The 15009-nt window shown below is 62.6% G+C and carries 12 protein-coding genes; 8 read left to right on the forward strand and 4 right to left on the reverse strand.

Features of this window, described 5'->3' with window-relative positions; genetic code table 11:
• Nucleotides 1-190: 190 nt before the first annotated feature.
• Complete coding sequence (locus A8G00_RS02765) at nucleotides 191-964, reverse strand: SDR family oxidoreductase (protein WP_102999913.1); 774 nt, start codon at nucleotides 962-964, stop codon at nucleotides 191-193.
• 149 nt (nucleotides 965-1113) lie between these two features.
• Between A8G00_RS02765 and A8G00_RS02770 the strand changes: the two genes are divergently transcribed.
• The 7 genes from A8G00_RS02770 to A8G00_RS02800 all read left to right on the forward strand — a co-directional run bounded on the left by A8G00_RS02770 (nucleotide 1114) and on the right by A8G00_RS02800 (nucleotide 10896).
• Nucleotides 1114-2316, forward strand: a complete 1203-nt coding sequence (locus A8G00_RS02770; RefSeq protein WP_102999914.1) for an acyl-CoA dehydrogenase family protein — start codon at nucleotides 1114-1116, stop codon at nucleotides 2314-2316.
• A 16-nt stretch (nucleotides 2317-2332) separates the two neighbouring features.
• Nucleotides 2333-3460: an acyl-CoA dehydrogenase family protein gene (locus tag A8G00_RS02775; protein ID WP_102999915.1), complete on the forward strand. Its 1128-nt coding sequence runs from the start codon at nucleotides 2333-2335 to the stop codon at nucleotides 3458-3460.
• Nucleotides 3461-3624: 164 nt separating this feature from the next.
• Nucleotides 3625-4467, forward strand: coding sequence for a MarR family winged helix-turn-helix transcriptional regulator (locus A8G00_RS02780; RefSeq protein WP_102999916.1), 843 nt, complete (start codon nucleotides 3625-3627; stop codon nucleotides 4465-4467).
• Nucleotides 4468-4629: 162 nt separating this feature from the next.
• Complete coding sequence (locus A8G00_RS02785; RefSeq protein WP_253257892.1) at nucleotides 4630-5754, forward strand: sulfotransferase; 1125 nt, start codon at nucleotides 4630-4632, stop codon at nucleotides 5752-5754.
• A 40-nt stretch (nucleotides 5755-5794) separates the two neighbouring features.
• A complete protein-coding gene (locus A8G00_RS02790; RefSeq protein ID WP_102999917.1) occupies nucleotides 5795-7039 on the forward strand; it encodes a hypothetical protein in 1245 nt (414 codons plus the stop codon).
• A gap of 317 nt (nucleotides 7040-7356) precedes the next feature.
• Nucleotides 7357-9705 carry a TonB-dependent receptor gene (locus tag A8G00_RS02795; RefSeq protein WP_025550532.1) on the forward strand — a complete coding sequence of 783 codons (2349 nt, stop codon included), beginning with the start codon at nucleotides 7357-7359 and terminating at the stop codon, nucleotides 9703-9705.
• Nucleotides 9706-9810: 105 nt separating this feature from the next.
• The gene (locus tag A8G00_RS02800; protein ID WP_102999985.1) at nucleotides 9811-10896 is read left to right on the forward strand and encodes a phosphotransferase; all 1086 of its coding nucleotides are present in this window, start codon (nucleotides 9811-9813) and stop codon (nucleotides 10894-10896) included.
• Between the two features lie 25 nt (nucleotides 10897-10921).
• Here A8G00_RS02800 and A8G00_RS02805 read toward each other — a convergent pair whose 3' ends face one another.
• Genes A8G00_RS02805 through A8G00_RS02815 form a run of 3 tightly spaced genes read right to left on the reverse strand, consistent with a single transcriptional unit; the run spans nucleotide 10922 to nucleotide 13492 of the window.
• Entirely contained in the window at nucleotides 10922-11410 is a 489-nt protein-coding gene (locus tag A8G00_RS02805) for a VOC family protein (protein WP_244309803.1), read from the reverse strand.
• Between the two features lie 19 nt (nucleotides 11411-11429).
• Nucleotides 11430-13067 (reverse strand): AMP-binding protein, encoded by a 1638-nt coding sequence (locus A8G00_RS02810; protein WP_102999918.1) that lies wholly within the window; start codon nucleotides 13065-13067, stop codon nucleotides 11430-11432.
• The gene (locus A8G00_RS02815) at nucleotides 13064-13492 is read right to left on the reverse strand and encodes a carboxymuconolactone decarboxylase family protein (RefSeq protein WP_025550538.1); all 429 of its coding nucleotides are present in this window, start codon (nucleotides 13490-13492) and stop codon (nucleotides 13064-13066) included. The genes A8G00_RS02810 and A8G00_RS02815 overlap by 4 nt, the downstream gene beginning before the upstream one ends.
• 282 nt (nucleotides 13493-13774) lie before the next feature.
• Between A8G00_RS02815 and A8G00_RS02820 the strand changes: the two genes are divergently transcribed.
• The gene (locus A8G00_RS02820; protein ID WP_102999919.1) at nucleotides 13775-15001 is read left to right on the forward strand and encodes an amidohydrolase family protein; all 1227 of its coding nucleotides are present in this window, start codon (nucleotides 13775-13777) and stop codon (nucleotides 14999-15001) included.
• Nucleotides 15002-15009: the final 8 nt, after the last annotated feature.

Here is a 15009-nt window from a genome sequence, read left to right on the forward strand (position 1 = left end):
GGCGGGAGGGGTTAGGGGTGGGCGCGAGCGTAGCGAGCTTCTGACTTAGCCGTTGAAAATTCACGCTGATGTCGCGCCAGCCCACCCCCTAGCCCCCTCCCGCCTGCGGGAGGGGGAATGTCTGCAATCCACCCAAATCACTCAGTCCGGCGAGTCTGGAATTATCCACCCCGCCTGGGCAGGACAAACTCTAGGCTTCCCGCCGCACTTGCTCACCGAACAGCAGCAGCGACTGGTCCGTCGGCAACGCGGCCCAGATCTGGCGCGCCGCGGTGTCTATGTCCATGACGCCGATGCCCTGTTCCATCTGCCTGCGCATCTGCGAAGCGATCGGATAATTGTCGTCGGCCATCGCCGCGACATGCCGGGTGAGGGGGGTGTCGACAAAGCCGGGCCGCACCGCCGTGACCCAGACGCTGCGTCTATCCCGCATCGCCAGTTCCCGGCGCGCCACCCGCACCCACATTTCCAGGGCGGCCTTGCCGGCGCAATAGACGCTTTGTCCGATGGTGGGAGAGCGGGCGGAGGAAGAGGACATCATGACCAGCCCCGCCTCTCCGGCAAAGCCGCTCTCTCCGACCGCGCGCAGGAACATCTCTCCCAGCCGAAGCGGCGCAGCGACATTCGCAGTGATGTCGCGGGCATAATCGTCCGGCGGCACCTCTCCGACAAAGCCCGTCATCCCCTTCATATGCGCGTTCTGGATGAATATCGCGCGGGCACCCCGAAAATTGGCAAGGTTATCGGCAAAATGCGCGCCGACATTGTCCCAACTCTCGGGATCGGCCAGGTCGAGGAAGATGCTCTCATGATGGGGATGCGGCCGCCGCGACAAATTGATGATGCGCGCATCGCCATAGGGAACGTTGCGCGCTAGGCCCAGGCCGATGCCCTCGGTCGCGCCCGAAATCCATATCAGGCTGCCGCGTTCCGCACCCGCATCTTCTTTATCTGCATTTTGCATGTATGATTTTCATCATGACGACTATCTGCTGTCAAATCGTGCCGCCGCACCATCGCATGGATGATGCTGCTCCCCGCCCTGCTTGCACCCCTGGGGAGTGCAGGCCATGGAAATCGGGTATCACCCTATAGTCAGCCGGAGCCGATCCGATGGAATTGCGCCTCGATCCCGATCTTCAAACCTTCCGGACGGAAGTGCGCGCCTTTATCGACAGCGTCTTGCCCGCCGACATGAAGGAGCGCCAGCGTCGGAAGGTCGCCAACAACGCCGCCGTGCCCGACTTGCTGGAATGGATGCGCATCCTCAACGCCCATGGCCGATCCGTGCCGCACTGGCCGGTGGAGTTTGGCGGCTGCGGCTGGACTCCGATGCAGCTCTTCATCTTCAATGAGGAATTGTACAGGGCCGACGCGCCCGAATTCGACTGGGGCGGCACGCATATGCTGGGGCCGGTGCTCTACACCTATGGTTCCGATTATCTGAAGGACAGGTTCCTGCCCATGATCCGCGAAGGCGCGACCATGTGGGCGCAGGGCTTTTCCGAACCGGGGTCAGGCTCCGATCTCGCCTCGCTGCGCACCAGCGCCGAACTGGTCGGCGACAAATATATCGTCAACGGGCAGAAGATCTGGACCAGCGGCGCCGCACATGCGGACTGGGGCTTTTTCCTGGTCCGCACCGACAAGACTGTAAAGCCGCAGCGCGGCATCAGTTTCCTGATCATCAAGATGGACACGCCGGGCATCACCGTGCGCCAGATTCCGCAGATCAATGGCGAGGCGCATCTGTGCGAGGTGTTCCTGGACAATGTCGAAGTGCGCGCCGACCAGTTGATCGGGGAGCCGGGCATGGGCTGGACCTATGCCAAGTTCCTGCTGGAGCATGAGCGTACCACGTCCAGTTTCATTTACTGGAGCAAGCGTGAGCTTGCCCGCGCGAAGGACATCGCGCTTGGCGAAATCGTGGGCGGCCGCCGCGTCGCGGACGATCCCGCCTTCCGGGCCCGTTTCGCGAAGGCGGAGGCGGATCTGCTCGCGCTGGAATGGTCCGTGCTGCGCGTGCTGGCGCATGAGGAGTTGGACACGCCGGAGGCTGCCGCCGCCTCCGTGCTGAAGATCAGGGGCTCGGAACTCCAACAGGAAATCACCATGTTGCAGGTCGACGCCATGGGCGCCAAGTCGCTGCGCTTCTTCGACGCCGCGCCCGTGCCGCCGCCAGCGCCCACGGACGTGTGGCCCGACTATGCGCCCGGCCGGACCACCGTGGCGCTGATCAACCGGGCGGCGACCATCTATGGCGGCTCGAAGCAAATCCAAAAGAATATTCTGGCCAGGCTCGCCTTCGGCCTTTGAGGGGAAGACAGGGACAATGGATTTCGCGAAGTCGGACATTCAGGCGATGCTTCTGGACAGCGCCGATCGGCTGCTGTCCGAAAATGCCGACGTCGAATATTGGCGGCATCAGCGATCGAGCGCGCTGGGCTTTGACGAGGCGCGCTGGGCGCAGTTCGCGGAACTGGGCTGGCTCGCCCTGCCGGTGCCGGAGGCAGCGGGCGGTCTGGACGGCACGATGGAGGATATTGCGCTGCTCAACATCGCGCTTGGCAAGGCGCTGGCGACCGAACCCTATGTCAGCACGGTCGTCCTGGCCGATCATGTGTTCAAGCAGGCGGCGGACGAAGCGCGCGCATTGGAATTGCTGGGGGAGATCGCGGGCGGCACGCTGCGCGTCGCGCTCGCGCATCAGGAAAATGGCGCTCATCCGCTCGATGTCGAAGTGACGGGCACAAAGGCTCGTCCTTCGGGCGACGGTTATATTCTGTCGGGTGCTAAAATCATGGCGCTCGATGCACCGGGCGCGGGGCAGTTGATCGTCTCGGCTCGCATCGAGGGAGAGGAGGGCATCGGCCTGTTCCTCGTGCCCGCCGATGCATCCGGCCTTTCCGCCCGGTCCTATGCGTTGATCGACGGCACCCGCGCGTCCGACATCGTCCTTGCCGATGTAAAGTTGCCGTCCGCGGCTCTGCTGATCGGCGGCAATCGCGGCTCGGCGGTACTGCGCGAGGCGATCGACCGCGCTTCGATCGCGCTGATGGCCCAGGCGGTGGGCGCGATGGAGGCAGCGAACAAAATCTGCTGCGCCTATGTTCAGGAGCGGAAGCAATTCGGTGCCGCGATCGGTTCCTTCCAGGCAATCCAGCATATCATGGCCGATAATTTCGTCGCGGCCCATCAGGCGCGATCCATGCTCTACCATGCCTTGGCCAATGCCGATCAGGATGAGGCGAGGCGGTCCGCCGCGCTCTCCGCTGCGCGGCTCGTCGTCGGGGAGGCCGGGCAGACCGTCTCGCGCAACGGCATTCAGGTGCATGGCGGCTATGGCCTGACCGATGAATATGCGATCGGCCATTATTTCCGGCGCCTGATGTGCATCGAAAAGCAATATGGCGACCTGATCCAGCATGGCGAGCGGTTCGGGAACAGCATCTTCGGCTAAAGCCTGTCCCGATCAGGGCCGAGGCACAAGCTGTTCCCGCGCAGGCAGGAACGGGTTTTCCCGAAGCAGGAAAATTCGCCTGGGCGGGAATTTCGGTCCTTGGCCGGGCAGGCGGATCGCGCCCGCCCCTTGCGGATCGTATCGGCCTATGGCTTTGTGGGGCGATGACGGGAAGGGCCAGGACTGGGGAAGGGCGGCGGGACCTTGAGGCATGCCGCGCCGCGCTGGAGGCGCATTATGCGGTGCATCGCACCATTCCATCCATGGCGGGCCTTGCCCGGCTGTGGGACTATGCCAGCAAATCCTCGGCATCCCGGCGCGTCGATCAACTGATCGAGGCGGGCGTGCTGCTCTGGTCGACCGACCGGCGGCTGGCGCCCGGCCCGGCCTTTCGCATCCTGCCCGACCCGCAGGCGCAGGTCAGCGATGCTCCGCACCTGAACGATACGGGTCCGAACGATAATGGCCGACACAATCCCGATCCGCTTCAGGCCGCGCTGGCGGCCTGGGCGACCGACTATGATCCCGTGCTGGTCCGCGCCTATTCCGTCACCACGCGCCTGCTGCGCCTAGCCCGCAGCATGGAGCGGCATATGACGCAGTCCGCCGCAAGGGAGGGGCTGACCTCGGGCGACGTGCTCCTGCTCGATGCGTTGTACCGCGTGGGGCCGCCCCATCGCATCGCGCCGACTGCACTCAAACATTATTTCCTCATGTCGCTGGCGGGCGTCGCCAAGCGGGTCGACCGGCTGGAGGCGCTCGGCTTCATTCGCCGCGTTCCCAATCCCGACGACCGGCGCGGCCTGTTCATCGAATTGACCCATGCAGGTCGAGCCGCGCTCACCAGGCTGGTGGCGGTCGACCGCACCGCTCCGCACATCCTTTGGCCAACGATGCTCAGCGATCGGCAATATCAGGCCATGATAGAATCCCTGACGGTCGCGGAAGCGGTCGTGGCCGCTGCCGATCAGAACGATCGTTCCGAATTCCCTCCTCCAGATATGTGATGTTCTGCGAGTTCATTGACTTTTCTGCGCCAATCCGATCCAGTTTCCATATCTTGGTAAACTAAATAGGAGCGGATGATGCGGAGCAGGTCGGAAAAGGTTGGAAATGTCGCTACCCTTTCGACCGGCATAGACGCTTCGGCTCTCATTCGTAGCTCGCAGATGATCGCCGGCCATTTCGATACGCCCGATCCCGCGCTGGTCGGACGGGTCGAGCGGTTCATAGCCTGGCTGAACGACCAGCCCCCTCTGCGCGCGGAGCAGAAGGCCGACGTCGAACTGCAACTGCGCAAGCTGTTATCGACGCGCCTGCGCCTGGCCGCCGACCGCAAGCGCATTCCCGCCATTGCCGAGGAGAAGATCGAGCGACCCATTTTCGTCATCGGCTTCGGCCGTACCGGCACCACGCTCATCCATTCGCTACTGGCCGAGGATATTGGCGCCCGCGCACCGCTCTGGTGGCATAGCCATTCGCCCAGTCCACCGCCGGGCGAGGTGCCAGCGACGCCGGAACGGATCGAACTGGCCGCCCGGGAACTGGACGAGATGCTGATGCGCTCGCCCGGTCTGCTGACCCTGCACCCCTATTGGGACAAGCGCGGACATTGCCCGATCGAATGCGAGGAAATCTTCACCCTCGACTTCCAGAACGCCTATCCTTCGCTGCTGTACAAGCTGCCTGCGCTGGCGATGATCCTCGACGCCAGCAATATTGCCGATGCCTACCGCTTCCACCGCCAGTTCCTCCAGCAGTTGCAGTGGCGGCAGCCCACCAGTCATTGGGTGGTCAAGGGCATCTATCACCAGTTCGCTCTGGACGCGCTGTTCGAAGCCTATCCCGATGCGCTGTGCATCTGGCCGCACCGGGACCCGGTTCAGGTTCATCCGTCGATCATGGCGATCACGGCCGTGCTCTATGGCGGCATCACCAACTGGCAGATGGATTTCCAGGCTCTTGGCCCCGCCTTTGTCGAAAGCATCGCCGCATCGCTGTCCGAAACGATGGAAAATCCGCTGGTGGACGATCCGCGCATCTTCCATGTCGATTTCCACGACCTGACGCGCGATCCGGTGGACGTCATCCGCCGCGCCTATGGCCATTGGCAACTGGATTGCACACGGGAATTCGAAGCGCGGATGCGGGCCTGGCTGGCCGATCCCGGCAACGCCTCCAACCGCTATGGCCGCTACGATTATGCGCTGGAGCCTTTCGGCCTCACCCGCGAAATGATCGAGACGGCGTTCGAGGGCTATTCGCGCCGGTTCAGGCTGGGGCGCTTCGCCTGACGTTCGGCCTGATGCCGAATGCCGACATGAGAGAGGGCTGATGACCAATCCAATCGCCAATGCGGATCAGTTCGCCGCCGAAGCGGAAGTTCGCGCCATGTGGGACGATGCGGCAACCAGGGCGGCGCGCGACCATTGCGCGCAGCTCTGGCGCGTGGGTCATGGCGGCGACGTGCCGCCGGAGGTCGAGCCGCTTTTCGACGCGGCGATGGATGCGTGGATCGGCAATTACCTGTTCAAGGCGGCGGCCCGCGATCCGGTCCGGCCTCGCTTCGTGCGTAATTTCATGCCGGGCCATGGCTGGAACGGCGCGGTCGTGCCCGATGCGCGGATGGGCGGCGACAATCCCGACAATTGTTATCGCCTCGCGGGCATCGCACATGGCGGCCGTTATCGGATCACTGGCCGGGTGATCGACGCTTGCCCGGCGCATGTGTCCTTCACGCTCGTCGAGAATTGGGGCACATCGATGACCGTCCAGGCAGTCGAACTGCCCGGCATCGATATGACGCAGGACGGTCGCTTCACGATCACCATAGACGATCAGCCCGCCAATGGGCGGCGCAACCACATGACGACCAATCCACGCGTCAAATTCCTGTTCGTGCGCGATTCGATGATGGATTGGGAAAGAGAGACGCCACTGGCACTGGAGATCGAACGGATCGACGCGGCCGGCGCCCAGCATTTCTCCTTCGAGCAGCGGCTGGACGAAGCGCTGCGGCGGGCGCGGGAAGAGGTGCCGCTCTATTTCTGGTTTTTCCGCCTGTCGGCGGCACGTCCGGCCAACAGCATGCCGCAACCCGTGCGCACGGCCAGCGTCGGCGGCCTCGTCACCCAGGCAAGCAGCATTGGAAGGCTTCGTCTGGAGGAGGATCAGGCGGCGATCATCCGCTTCGACCCCGCCGGCGCGGCCTATAGCAGCCTGCAACTGGCGATGTGGTGGTACCGGTCCATCGACGCGCATCTTTTGCAGAGCGGCCTCTCCGCGGCACAATCGGCGCGCGATGCCGACGGGCTGATCACCGCGGTCGTTTCGGCGCGCGATCCGGGCGTCGCCAATTGGGTGCAGACGGACGGATTGCGCGACCTGTTGCCGATGATCCGCTGGCAGGGTCTTCCGGAAACGCAGCAGGGCGCTGGGCCGGTTCACTGGCTCGACATCCTGCCCTTCGACCGGCTGGACGCGCATTTGCCCGCCGGCATCGTGCGGACGAACCGGCAGCAGCGCGAGGATCAACTCCGCGCACGGCGCGCCGCCTGGTCGCGCAGGATCAGCGTTTGAGTGAAAATATCCGGGCGGCCGGACAAAAGCATCCGACGAAGATCTGGAGATTTGCTTTGGTCGGAATGTTGATGCCCATGTAACCGTCAGGATAGAAAGCGAAAAGCCGGCGGTCGAACTGTGGCCTGGAATCAACCATCCGCTCAAATCTTCATCCTCTTCCGCCGGCGATCAGAAGATCGTGTATCTGATGATGCATAACATGCGCTAATCAAGGGTTTGGCATGGCCGGAAATGAGGCTAGCTGGCTTTCATCCGTTCGCCGGCTTCAGAGCAGAGCCTATTGGCCGGTTCCATCCAGTCCTTGAGAGGATGCAATGACCTATCGACGCTATCTTGCCGCGACCTGTGCGGCCCTGTTCATATCCGCGCCTGCCTTCGCGCAGGATAATGCGCAGCCGCAGGCCGAAGGCGTATCGAGCGGCGACATCGTGGTCACGGCGCGCCGTCGCGACGAAGCGCTCCAGGATGTGCCGATTTCCGTCTCCGCCATTTCGGGCGAACAGCTTTCCCGCTCGGGCGTGACCGACGTTCAGGGTCTGCAATATCGCACCCCTTCGCTGTCGATCACGAGCGCGCAGAGCCAGCGCAACACCGTCGCCTTCTCGCTGCGCGGCCAGCGCACGCAGGAAACGCAGCTTTTCACCGACCCGCCGGTCGGCACCTATTTCGCTGAAGTGGTGCAGCCGCGCCCCTATGGTTTCGGCAACAGCCTTTACGATCTGGAATCGGTTCAGGTTCTGAAGGGCGTCCAGGGCACGCTCTTCGGCCGCAACATGACCGGCGGCGCGGTGCTGGTCGAGCCTGCTCATCCGAAGCTGGGCGAATTCGCCGGCGAAGTGCGCGGCCAATATGGCAATTACGACATGCACGACCTGTTCGGCATGGTGAATGTGCCCGTCGGGGATTCCGTCGCCCTTCGCTTCGCGGGCAAGACCCGCGAACGCGACGGCTGGGCGCGCGACATCGGCAGCGGCCTGCGCCTCGACAACCAGAATTACGACACGTTCCGCGTGTCGGCGCTGGTCTCGCCGGGCAACGGCATCGAATCGCTGACTATATTCGACTGGTTCAAGTCGCGGGAAAACGGCACGGCGTCTTTCCTGACATCCATCAACTATCCTTCGGCTCTCAACAACTATGCCAGACTCGCGGATATTCCGGGTCAGTTCGCGGAGGCGCAGCAGCTGTTCCGCTCGCGCCGCTTCACGCTCAATTCCGGGTCGGGCAATGGCAGCAATCTCGACGTGTTCGGCCTGCCGCGGGAGAGCATCAAGAACTGGGGCATCACCAACAAGACGACCTGGGATCTGGCCGACGGCCTGACGCTGAAGAATATCTTCGGTTATCGCAAGGAGCGTCGGGATACCGTTCAGGATTATGACGGCATTCCCGCCTTCCTGATCGCCCCTTATCAGTTTGCGCGTTCACGCAACATTTCCGAAGAACTGCAACTTCAGGCCAAGATGTTCGAAAACCGGCTCGACCTCATCGTCGGCGGTTATTATTTCGAGGAAAAGGGCATTGACGGTTCGCTCGCCAATACGCTGCCTCAACTGAATATCCTGGGGGCCGGCCTCAATCCTGCGACGACAGACGCGACGCTGTTCGTCACCAGCAATCCGGGCGAAGGCTATTCGCGCACCGCGGCCGCATTCGTCGCCGGCACCTTCAAGGTCACGGATCAGCTCAGCCTGTCCGGCGGTCTTCGCTATAATTATGACAAGCGCAAGATCACCGTTTCGCCTTCGCAGCCCAACTATCCCAATGCTGACGGCACCTTCGGCCGCTGCTCGTTCGACACCGATACCTCGACTGCCGGCGTTCAGCGGGTTCCACTCAGCCAATGTTCTTTCACCAACAGCAAGTCGTTCAAGGAATGGACCTACGACGCGACGGTGCAATATGAGCCGAGCCCGGAAGTCACCACCTATGCGTCCTATCGCCATGGTTTCCGCGCGGGCGGCTTTTCGACCCGGGCCACCGACGCGATCACGCTTCGGCCGTTCCTGCCCGAATTCGTCGATGAATATGAAATCGGCCTGAAGACCAACCACCGGCTGGGCGCGGGCCGCCTGACCACCAGCACCGCCCTGTTCCGTCAGGACGGCAGCGACGTGCAGAAGCAGCGCGCGACCTTCATCGACGGCAATGTCTTCACCATTGTCGACAACACCGCCAAGCAGCGCAATGTCGGCGGCGAGTTCGAGGCGAATTTCAGCACCGACAGCTTCTCGCTGGCGGCCTTCTATTCCTATACGAAGGTCGACATCCGGGCAGGCCGGGTCGTGCTGAACGGCCTGACCGAGTTCGAGCAGCGCGGCGTGCCCAAGCATCAGCTCGGCGCCACGGCAACCATTTCGCCGCCGGTCAGCGAAGATCTGGGCCAGCTCAACTTCGTCCTGAACTATACCTGGCGCAGCAAGATCTATCTCGACGACTTCGAGATACAGGGCGTGCAGCCCGCCTATTCGCTGATCAACCTGCGCGCCGAACTCAACAATGTCGGCGGTTCGGGCGCTTCGGTGGCGGCCTTCGTCAACAACGCGCTGAACGAGACCTACCGCATCGGCGTGCTGGGCCTCATCGCGGAAGGGCTGGGCTTCCAGAACAGCGTCTATGGCGAACCGCGCACCTATGGCGTGGAAGTCGGCTTCAAATTCTGATCCGGCCCGGGCCGTGAAGCATCAAGGGGGCGCAGAGTTCTGCGTCCCCTTTTTCTTGCACGCCGCCGTCTGGCATTCTGTGCGGAAACGACGCTGGAGAGAATGATGAGTGAGGCTTATCCCGCCGATGCGCTACCCCTGCCGTTGACGCCGCAGCAGATCGACAGCGCGTGGCTGACCCGCGCCTTGCGCCAGCGGCTGCCTCATATATCCGTTGTTGAATCGCAGGTGATCGATGTCATTCTCGGCACATCGACCAAGATTCGCGTTCGCCTCGCCGTGGAAGGGGAGGGCGCCGGGCAGATTGGCGAAACCCTGATCGTCAAGGGCGGCTTTGAGGAGCATAGCCCGAAGATGGCGGCGATGTACGCCAATGAAACGCGCTTCTACGCCGACATCCAGCCGCTCATCCCCATGCCGTCGCCGCGCGCCTATTTCGCGGGCACCGACCCCCATTCGCACCAGTCCATCGTCATCATGGAGGATCTGAAGCGCCCCGGCGTCGATTTCTGCGACGCCTTGCGCCCGCACCGGTTCGACCAGATCGCCCGCCGCATGGAGACCATGGCCGCCTATCATGCCGCGACCTGGGCTTCACCCCATTTCCGGCCCGGCGGCCGCTGGGCCGACATCGCCAGCCGGTTCGACGGCTGGGGGCTGGACTATATGCGCCGTTATCTCCTGCCCGATGTCTGGGCGCATTATAGGGCCTTGCCGCGTGGCGCGGCCGTCTCCACCCGGCTGCACGACCGCGACTGGATGGAACGGGCGCTGATGACCATAGGGGAGATTCAGCGCGCCCAGCCCCGCTGCCTGATCCATGGCGACACGCATCTGGGCAATCTCTACATATTGGAGGACGGCACGCCCGGCTATTTCGACGCACAGGTGGCGCAGACCGCCTGGCACCATGAAGTCTCCTATCATATCGTCTGCGCCTCCGACCTGGCCGACCGCGCCGCATGGGAAGGCGATCTGCTGCGTATCTATCTCGACGCGCTGGCGCGGGAGGGTGGTCCCGTTCTGGATTGGGAAGCGGCCTGGCTCGACTACAGGCGGTCTATCCTGTGGGGCCTGTTCATCTTCCTCACCAATGAGGTGCGGTTTCAGACCGAGGCCGTCAACACCGCCTATGCGGCCCGCTTCGGGCAGGCGGCGCTGGACCACGATCTGCGTCTCCTATTGCCTTAGGGCAAATAGGAGACGCAGCGCGCGTTCATATCGCCAGTTCATTCATGAACTTGTCGATTCTGGCGTTCAGCTTGTCGGCCAAAGCCCGGTCCGAAAGCTCCACATAATAACCAAGCTGCTCCACCGTATCGAGGTGGATCACCGCCGCATCGCCATTGGGCATTTTGGCGCCCCAACTTTCGAACACGCAATCGACGCCATCGGGCCGCTGCGACAGGTCGTCGACCGCATAGCCGAGATGGAAAATGCCTTCACCGCGCGTTTCCAGCCATTCCCTGGCGTTCCCCTGGCCGACCACCGGCTCGATCATTTCCAGATAGACGTCGCCCCATTTGGTGAAGGCGTTCTTATTGGCGAAGCGCCCGCGCCAGTCGCGATAGCGCCCTTCATAATCGGTATCGAGCCGCCAGAAAGGCCCAAGGCCCAGCAGATTGCGATAATGCGCCATGCCTGCATCGATGTCGCGCACGACGACGCCGATCTGATAGAAGTCGCCCTTGAACTTCATGGTCATGCTCGCTTCCATTCTGTGATCAGCCCGCGGCTTGGGCCTTCGCCTGGTCGCGCAGCAGGAATTTCTGGATTTTCCCCAAGGGCGTGCGCGGAAAGTCATCCACCAGGAACAAATGGCGAGGCACCTTGTAATTCGCCATCTGCTCGCGGCTCCAGGCCGTCAGTTCGGCCAGCGTCAGCGCCGCGCCTTCCTTGAGGATGACGCAGGCGGCGCAGACCTCGCCCATGCGATCGTCGGGCCAGCCGATAATGCACACATCAGCGATGGCGGGATGTTTGCGCAGGATATTCTCGATCTCCGCCGGATAGGCGTTGAATCCGCCGACGATGACGACATCCTTGAGGCGGTCGAGAATGCGGAGCGTGCCGTCCTCGCCAATGCACCCGACATCGCCGCTATGAAGCCAGCCATCCGCGTCGATCGTCGCCGCGGTCTGCTCCGGCTCCTCGAAATAGCCCTGCATGACCACAGGCCCGCGAATCAGCAGTTCGCCGCTTTCTCCGGGAGGCAGCGGATTGCCGTCCCCATCGACGATGCGCAGTTCGACGCCGGGCAGCGGCTTGCCGACAGTCTTTGCAATGGTTTCAAAGCTGGCGTCGGGATAGTTGACTGTGGCCAGCGCCGTACATTCGGTCTGGCCGAAGCTGGTCAGGAACAGGTCGAACCCGAATATCTCCCGCCCGGCGCGGATCAGCTCCACCGGAACATTGGATGCGCCCGTATGCCCAACCCGCAGGGATGAGATGTCGAACGCACCGAAATGCGGATGCTCCATCAGCGAGAAGAAGATGGTCGGCGGTCCCATCAGCACACTGATCTTCTCACGCTCGATCAGCCCCAGCAGCGCTTCCGCGTCGAATGTCGCCAGCGGATGGACGGTGATTCCCGCGACCAGCGCGGAAATCCAGCCCGACCGGTAACCGAAGCTGTGGAAGAAGGGATTGACGATGGCCATGCGGTCGCCCGCCCGCAGGTCGTTGGATTCGTTCCAGATGGCCGGCACCCATAGCGCCTGCCCATGATTGTGCATCGCGCCCTTCGGCTGCCCGGTGGTGCCGCTGGTGAAAAGAATGTCCGCGATGGTCTGCGGCGTCACGGCCGCGATCCGCGCCGCCAGCTCTGCCTCGTCCGCCTGTTCGCGCTGGAAGGCGGCGAAGGCAGGCCCGTCCAGCGCCACGATATGGCTCAACCCCGGCAGGTCGCGCACTGGCCCGGTTTCGCCTGCGCCGCCGCCCGCCTGAACCAGCATGGCGGCATAGTCATTGCCCAGAAATCCCGTCACGGTGAACAGGATCTTGGCGCGCGTCTTCGCCAATATGTAGAGCGCTTCCCCACCCTTGAAGCGGGTGTTGACCGGCACCATGATCGCGCCGATGCTTTCCGCCGCCGCCGCCGCGATCATCCATTCCGGGCTGTTGGGCGCCCAGATCGCCACCCGGTCGCCATGGGCGACGCCATGGGCGATCAGGGCGCGGGCAAGACCGTCCACACGGTCCTTATATTGCGCGAAGCTGATCCGCGCTCCGTCCTCGCCTATGATGAAGGGCGTGCTGCCATAGCGTGCCGCGACATGCGCGATGACTTCCGGCAATGTGTGTTCCAGCGTCTTCGGCAGGTCGGAAAAATGCGGATTCGCCATGGTCGTCGCGCCGGTCACAACAGCCCCTTTTCCTCCGCCGTCTGCACGTCCGGGGACACGCCCGCTTCCCGCATGGCCTCGATGACCGCCGTGGTGGCGGAGGCGATGCAGGGGAAGCCGACATAGGGCGTAAGCTGCACCAGCAATCCCTCCAGCTCTTGCGCCGTCAGTCCGTTGGCGATGCCGATCTTGACGTGGTTCTTCAGTTCTAGCGACTGTCGCATGGCGATGAGCGCCGATATGACGGCCATGCTCTTTTCCCTGGGCGCAAGGCCCTGATGCTGCCACGCGTCGTGAAAGGCCCAGCTTGCCGCCATGCGCGGAATGGGCGAGCCGAAACGGTCAGCGGTGCAGGCTTCCCGAAAGGCGTTGCCGAACCCTTCGCCCATGATGCCGCTGATGAAGTCGACGCCCGATTTCTGTTTCTCGTCCAGCTCAGCCATCCGTTGCCTCCATGCGTTTTGATTGTCTGGCCTATGGGTGGCGGCGTGCCCGCGTCAATAACGCCGCCACCGCCATCGGAGGGTAACACACACTGATCGGCCATCTGATGGCATCGGCATCCCATCGCCTATGTGATGGCAGGGCCGGGCCGATATTCGCGACATGCAGCCATGCCTATATAGATTTCGACACTTACAGGTTTCGACACTGGACGCCCGGGTTTGATGGCGGCGCGATCCAGATCATATCGAATAACGTCATGGTTTTGGGGAAGGAACATCATGTCTGCACAAATCGAGGCGGCGGAAACTTCGCCCGTTTATTCCGGTCCGATCTTCGATGCCGATACGCATTTCTGGGAAACGGATGAGGCATGGACGAAATATCTGCCCCAAGACGCCGCCGAACGTTATGGCGTCACGTTCAAGACAGGACCGGACGGCGACTTCGCCATGTATGTGGGGCCGCGCAAGGTGGAGATCAGCGCCGACCATCTGTTCGAGGATGGCCGCGTTCCCGCGCCCGGCAAGCTGCATGAATGGCTGCGCGCCATGAAGGAGGGCAAGGCCGAGATCGACATGCATGTGCCCAAGACCCCGGCCATGGTCGAGCCGGGGGAACGGGTGAAACTGCTCGATGCCTGGGATGTGCGTTCGTCCATCCTCTTCGTCGGCAACATGATCACGGCCATCAGTTTCCTGGACGACCCGCGCTATGCCTATCCGGTATTGAACGCCTATAATGGCTGGATGTACGACCAGTGGAAGTATAATTACAACGACCGCATCTTCTCATGCCCCATCATGACGCTCGACAATGTCGAGGAAGCCTGCAAGGCGCTGAAGGATGTCGTCGCCAAGGGCGCGAAGCTCATCCTGATGCCGATGGGCCCCTATAACGGCAAGGCGCCCGCGCATCCGGATCACGATCCCTTCTGGGCGATCGCCAATGAAGCCGGCATCCGCGTCGTCTTCCATGTTTCCGAAGCCATCTACATGAAGGACCATATGGCGCTGTGGGGGGAGGGGATGCAGCAATCGCGCATCCGGCAGTCCGCCTTCGTGTGGATGCACGGCTATTCGGAGCGGCCGGTGATCGAGACGCTGTCGAGCTTCATCTTCTGGAACTTCTTCGAACGCTATCCCAATATAAGGCTGCTGTCGGCCGAAAATGGCGCCGAATGGGTTCCGTCCATGCTGGTGAAGATGGACAAGTGCCGGGGCATCGCGAAGAACGGCCATTGGCCCGCCGGCCAGTTGAAGGACCGGCCGAGCGCCATTTTCGCCCGGCATGTGTCGGTCGTCGCCTATCCGGAGGATGATCTGAAATCCATCATCGATCAGGTCGGCAATGCCGATTGGGTCCTGATGGGATCGGACTATCCCCATGCGGAGGGCGTCGCAGAACCGCGCCTGTTCGCGGAGGAAGCGTGCAGAGACCTGTCGGCATCGGATGTCCGCAAGGTCATGTACGAAAACGGCATGCGCTTCATGGGCCTGCCGGTCTGAACCTGATC

The organism is Sphingobium sp. SA916 (assembly GCF_002894065.1).
Lineage (GTDB): Bacteria > Pseudomonadota > Alphaproteobacteria > Sphingomonadales > Sphingomonadaceae > Sphingobium > Sphingobium fuliginis.

Coding starts and splice junctions, on each gene's coding strand:
- A8G00_RS02765 (WP_102999913.1), bottom strand. CDS start 964: ATGCAAAATGCAGATAAAGAAGATGCGGGTGCGGAACGCGGCAGCCTG.
- A8G00_RS02770 (WP_102999914.1), top strand. CDS start 1,114: ATGGAATTGCGCCTCGATCCCGATCTTCAAACCTTCCGGACGGAAGTG.
- A8G00_RS02775 (WP_102999915.1), top strand. CDS start 2,333: ATGGATTTCGCGAAGTCGGACATTCAGGCGATGCTTCTGGACAGCGCC.
- A8G00_RS02780 (WP_102999916.1), top strand. CDS start 3,625: ATGACGGGAAGGGCCAGGACTGGGGAAGGGCGGCGGGACCTTGAGGCA.
- A8G00_RS02785 (WP_253257892.1), top strand. CDS start 4,630: ATGATCGCCGGCCATTTCGATACGCCCGATCCCGCGCTGGTCGGACGG.
- A8G00_RS02790 (WP_102999917.1), top strand. CDS start 5,795: ATGACCAATCCAATCGCCAATGCGGATCAGTTCGCCGCCGAAGCGGAA.
- A8G00_RS02795 (WP_025550532.1), top strand. CDS start 7,357: ATGACCTATCGACGCTATCTTGCCGCGACCTGTGCGGCCCTGTTCATA.
- A8G00_RS02800 (WP_102999985.1), top strand. CDS start 9,811: ATGAGTGAGGCTTATCCCGCCGATGCGCTACCCCTGCCGTTGACGCCG.
- A8G00_RS02805 (WP_244309803.1), bottom strand. CDS start 11,410: ATGACCATGAAGTTCAAGGGCGACTTCTATCAGATCGGCGTCGTCGTG.
- A8G00_RS02815 (WP_025550538.1), bottom strand. CDS start 13,492: ATGGCTGAGCTGGACGAGAAACAGAAATCGGGCGTCGACTTCATCAGC.
- A8G00_RS02820 (WP_102999919.1), top strand. CDS start 13,775: ATGTCTGCACAAATCGAGGCGGCGGAAACTTCGCCCGTTTATTCCGGT.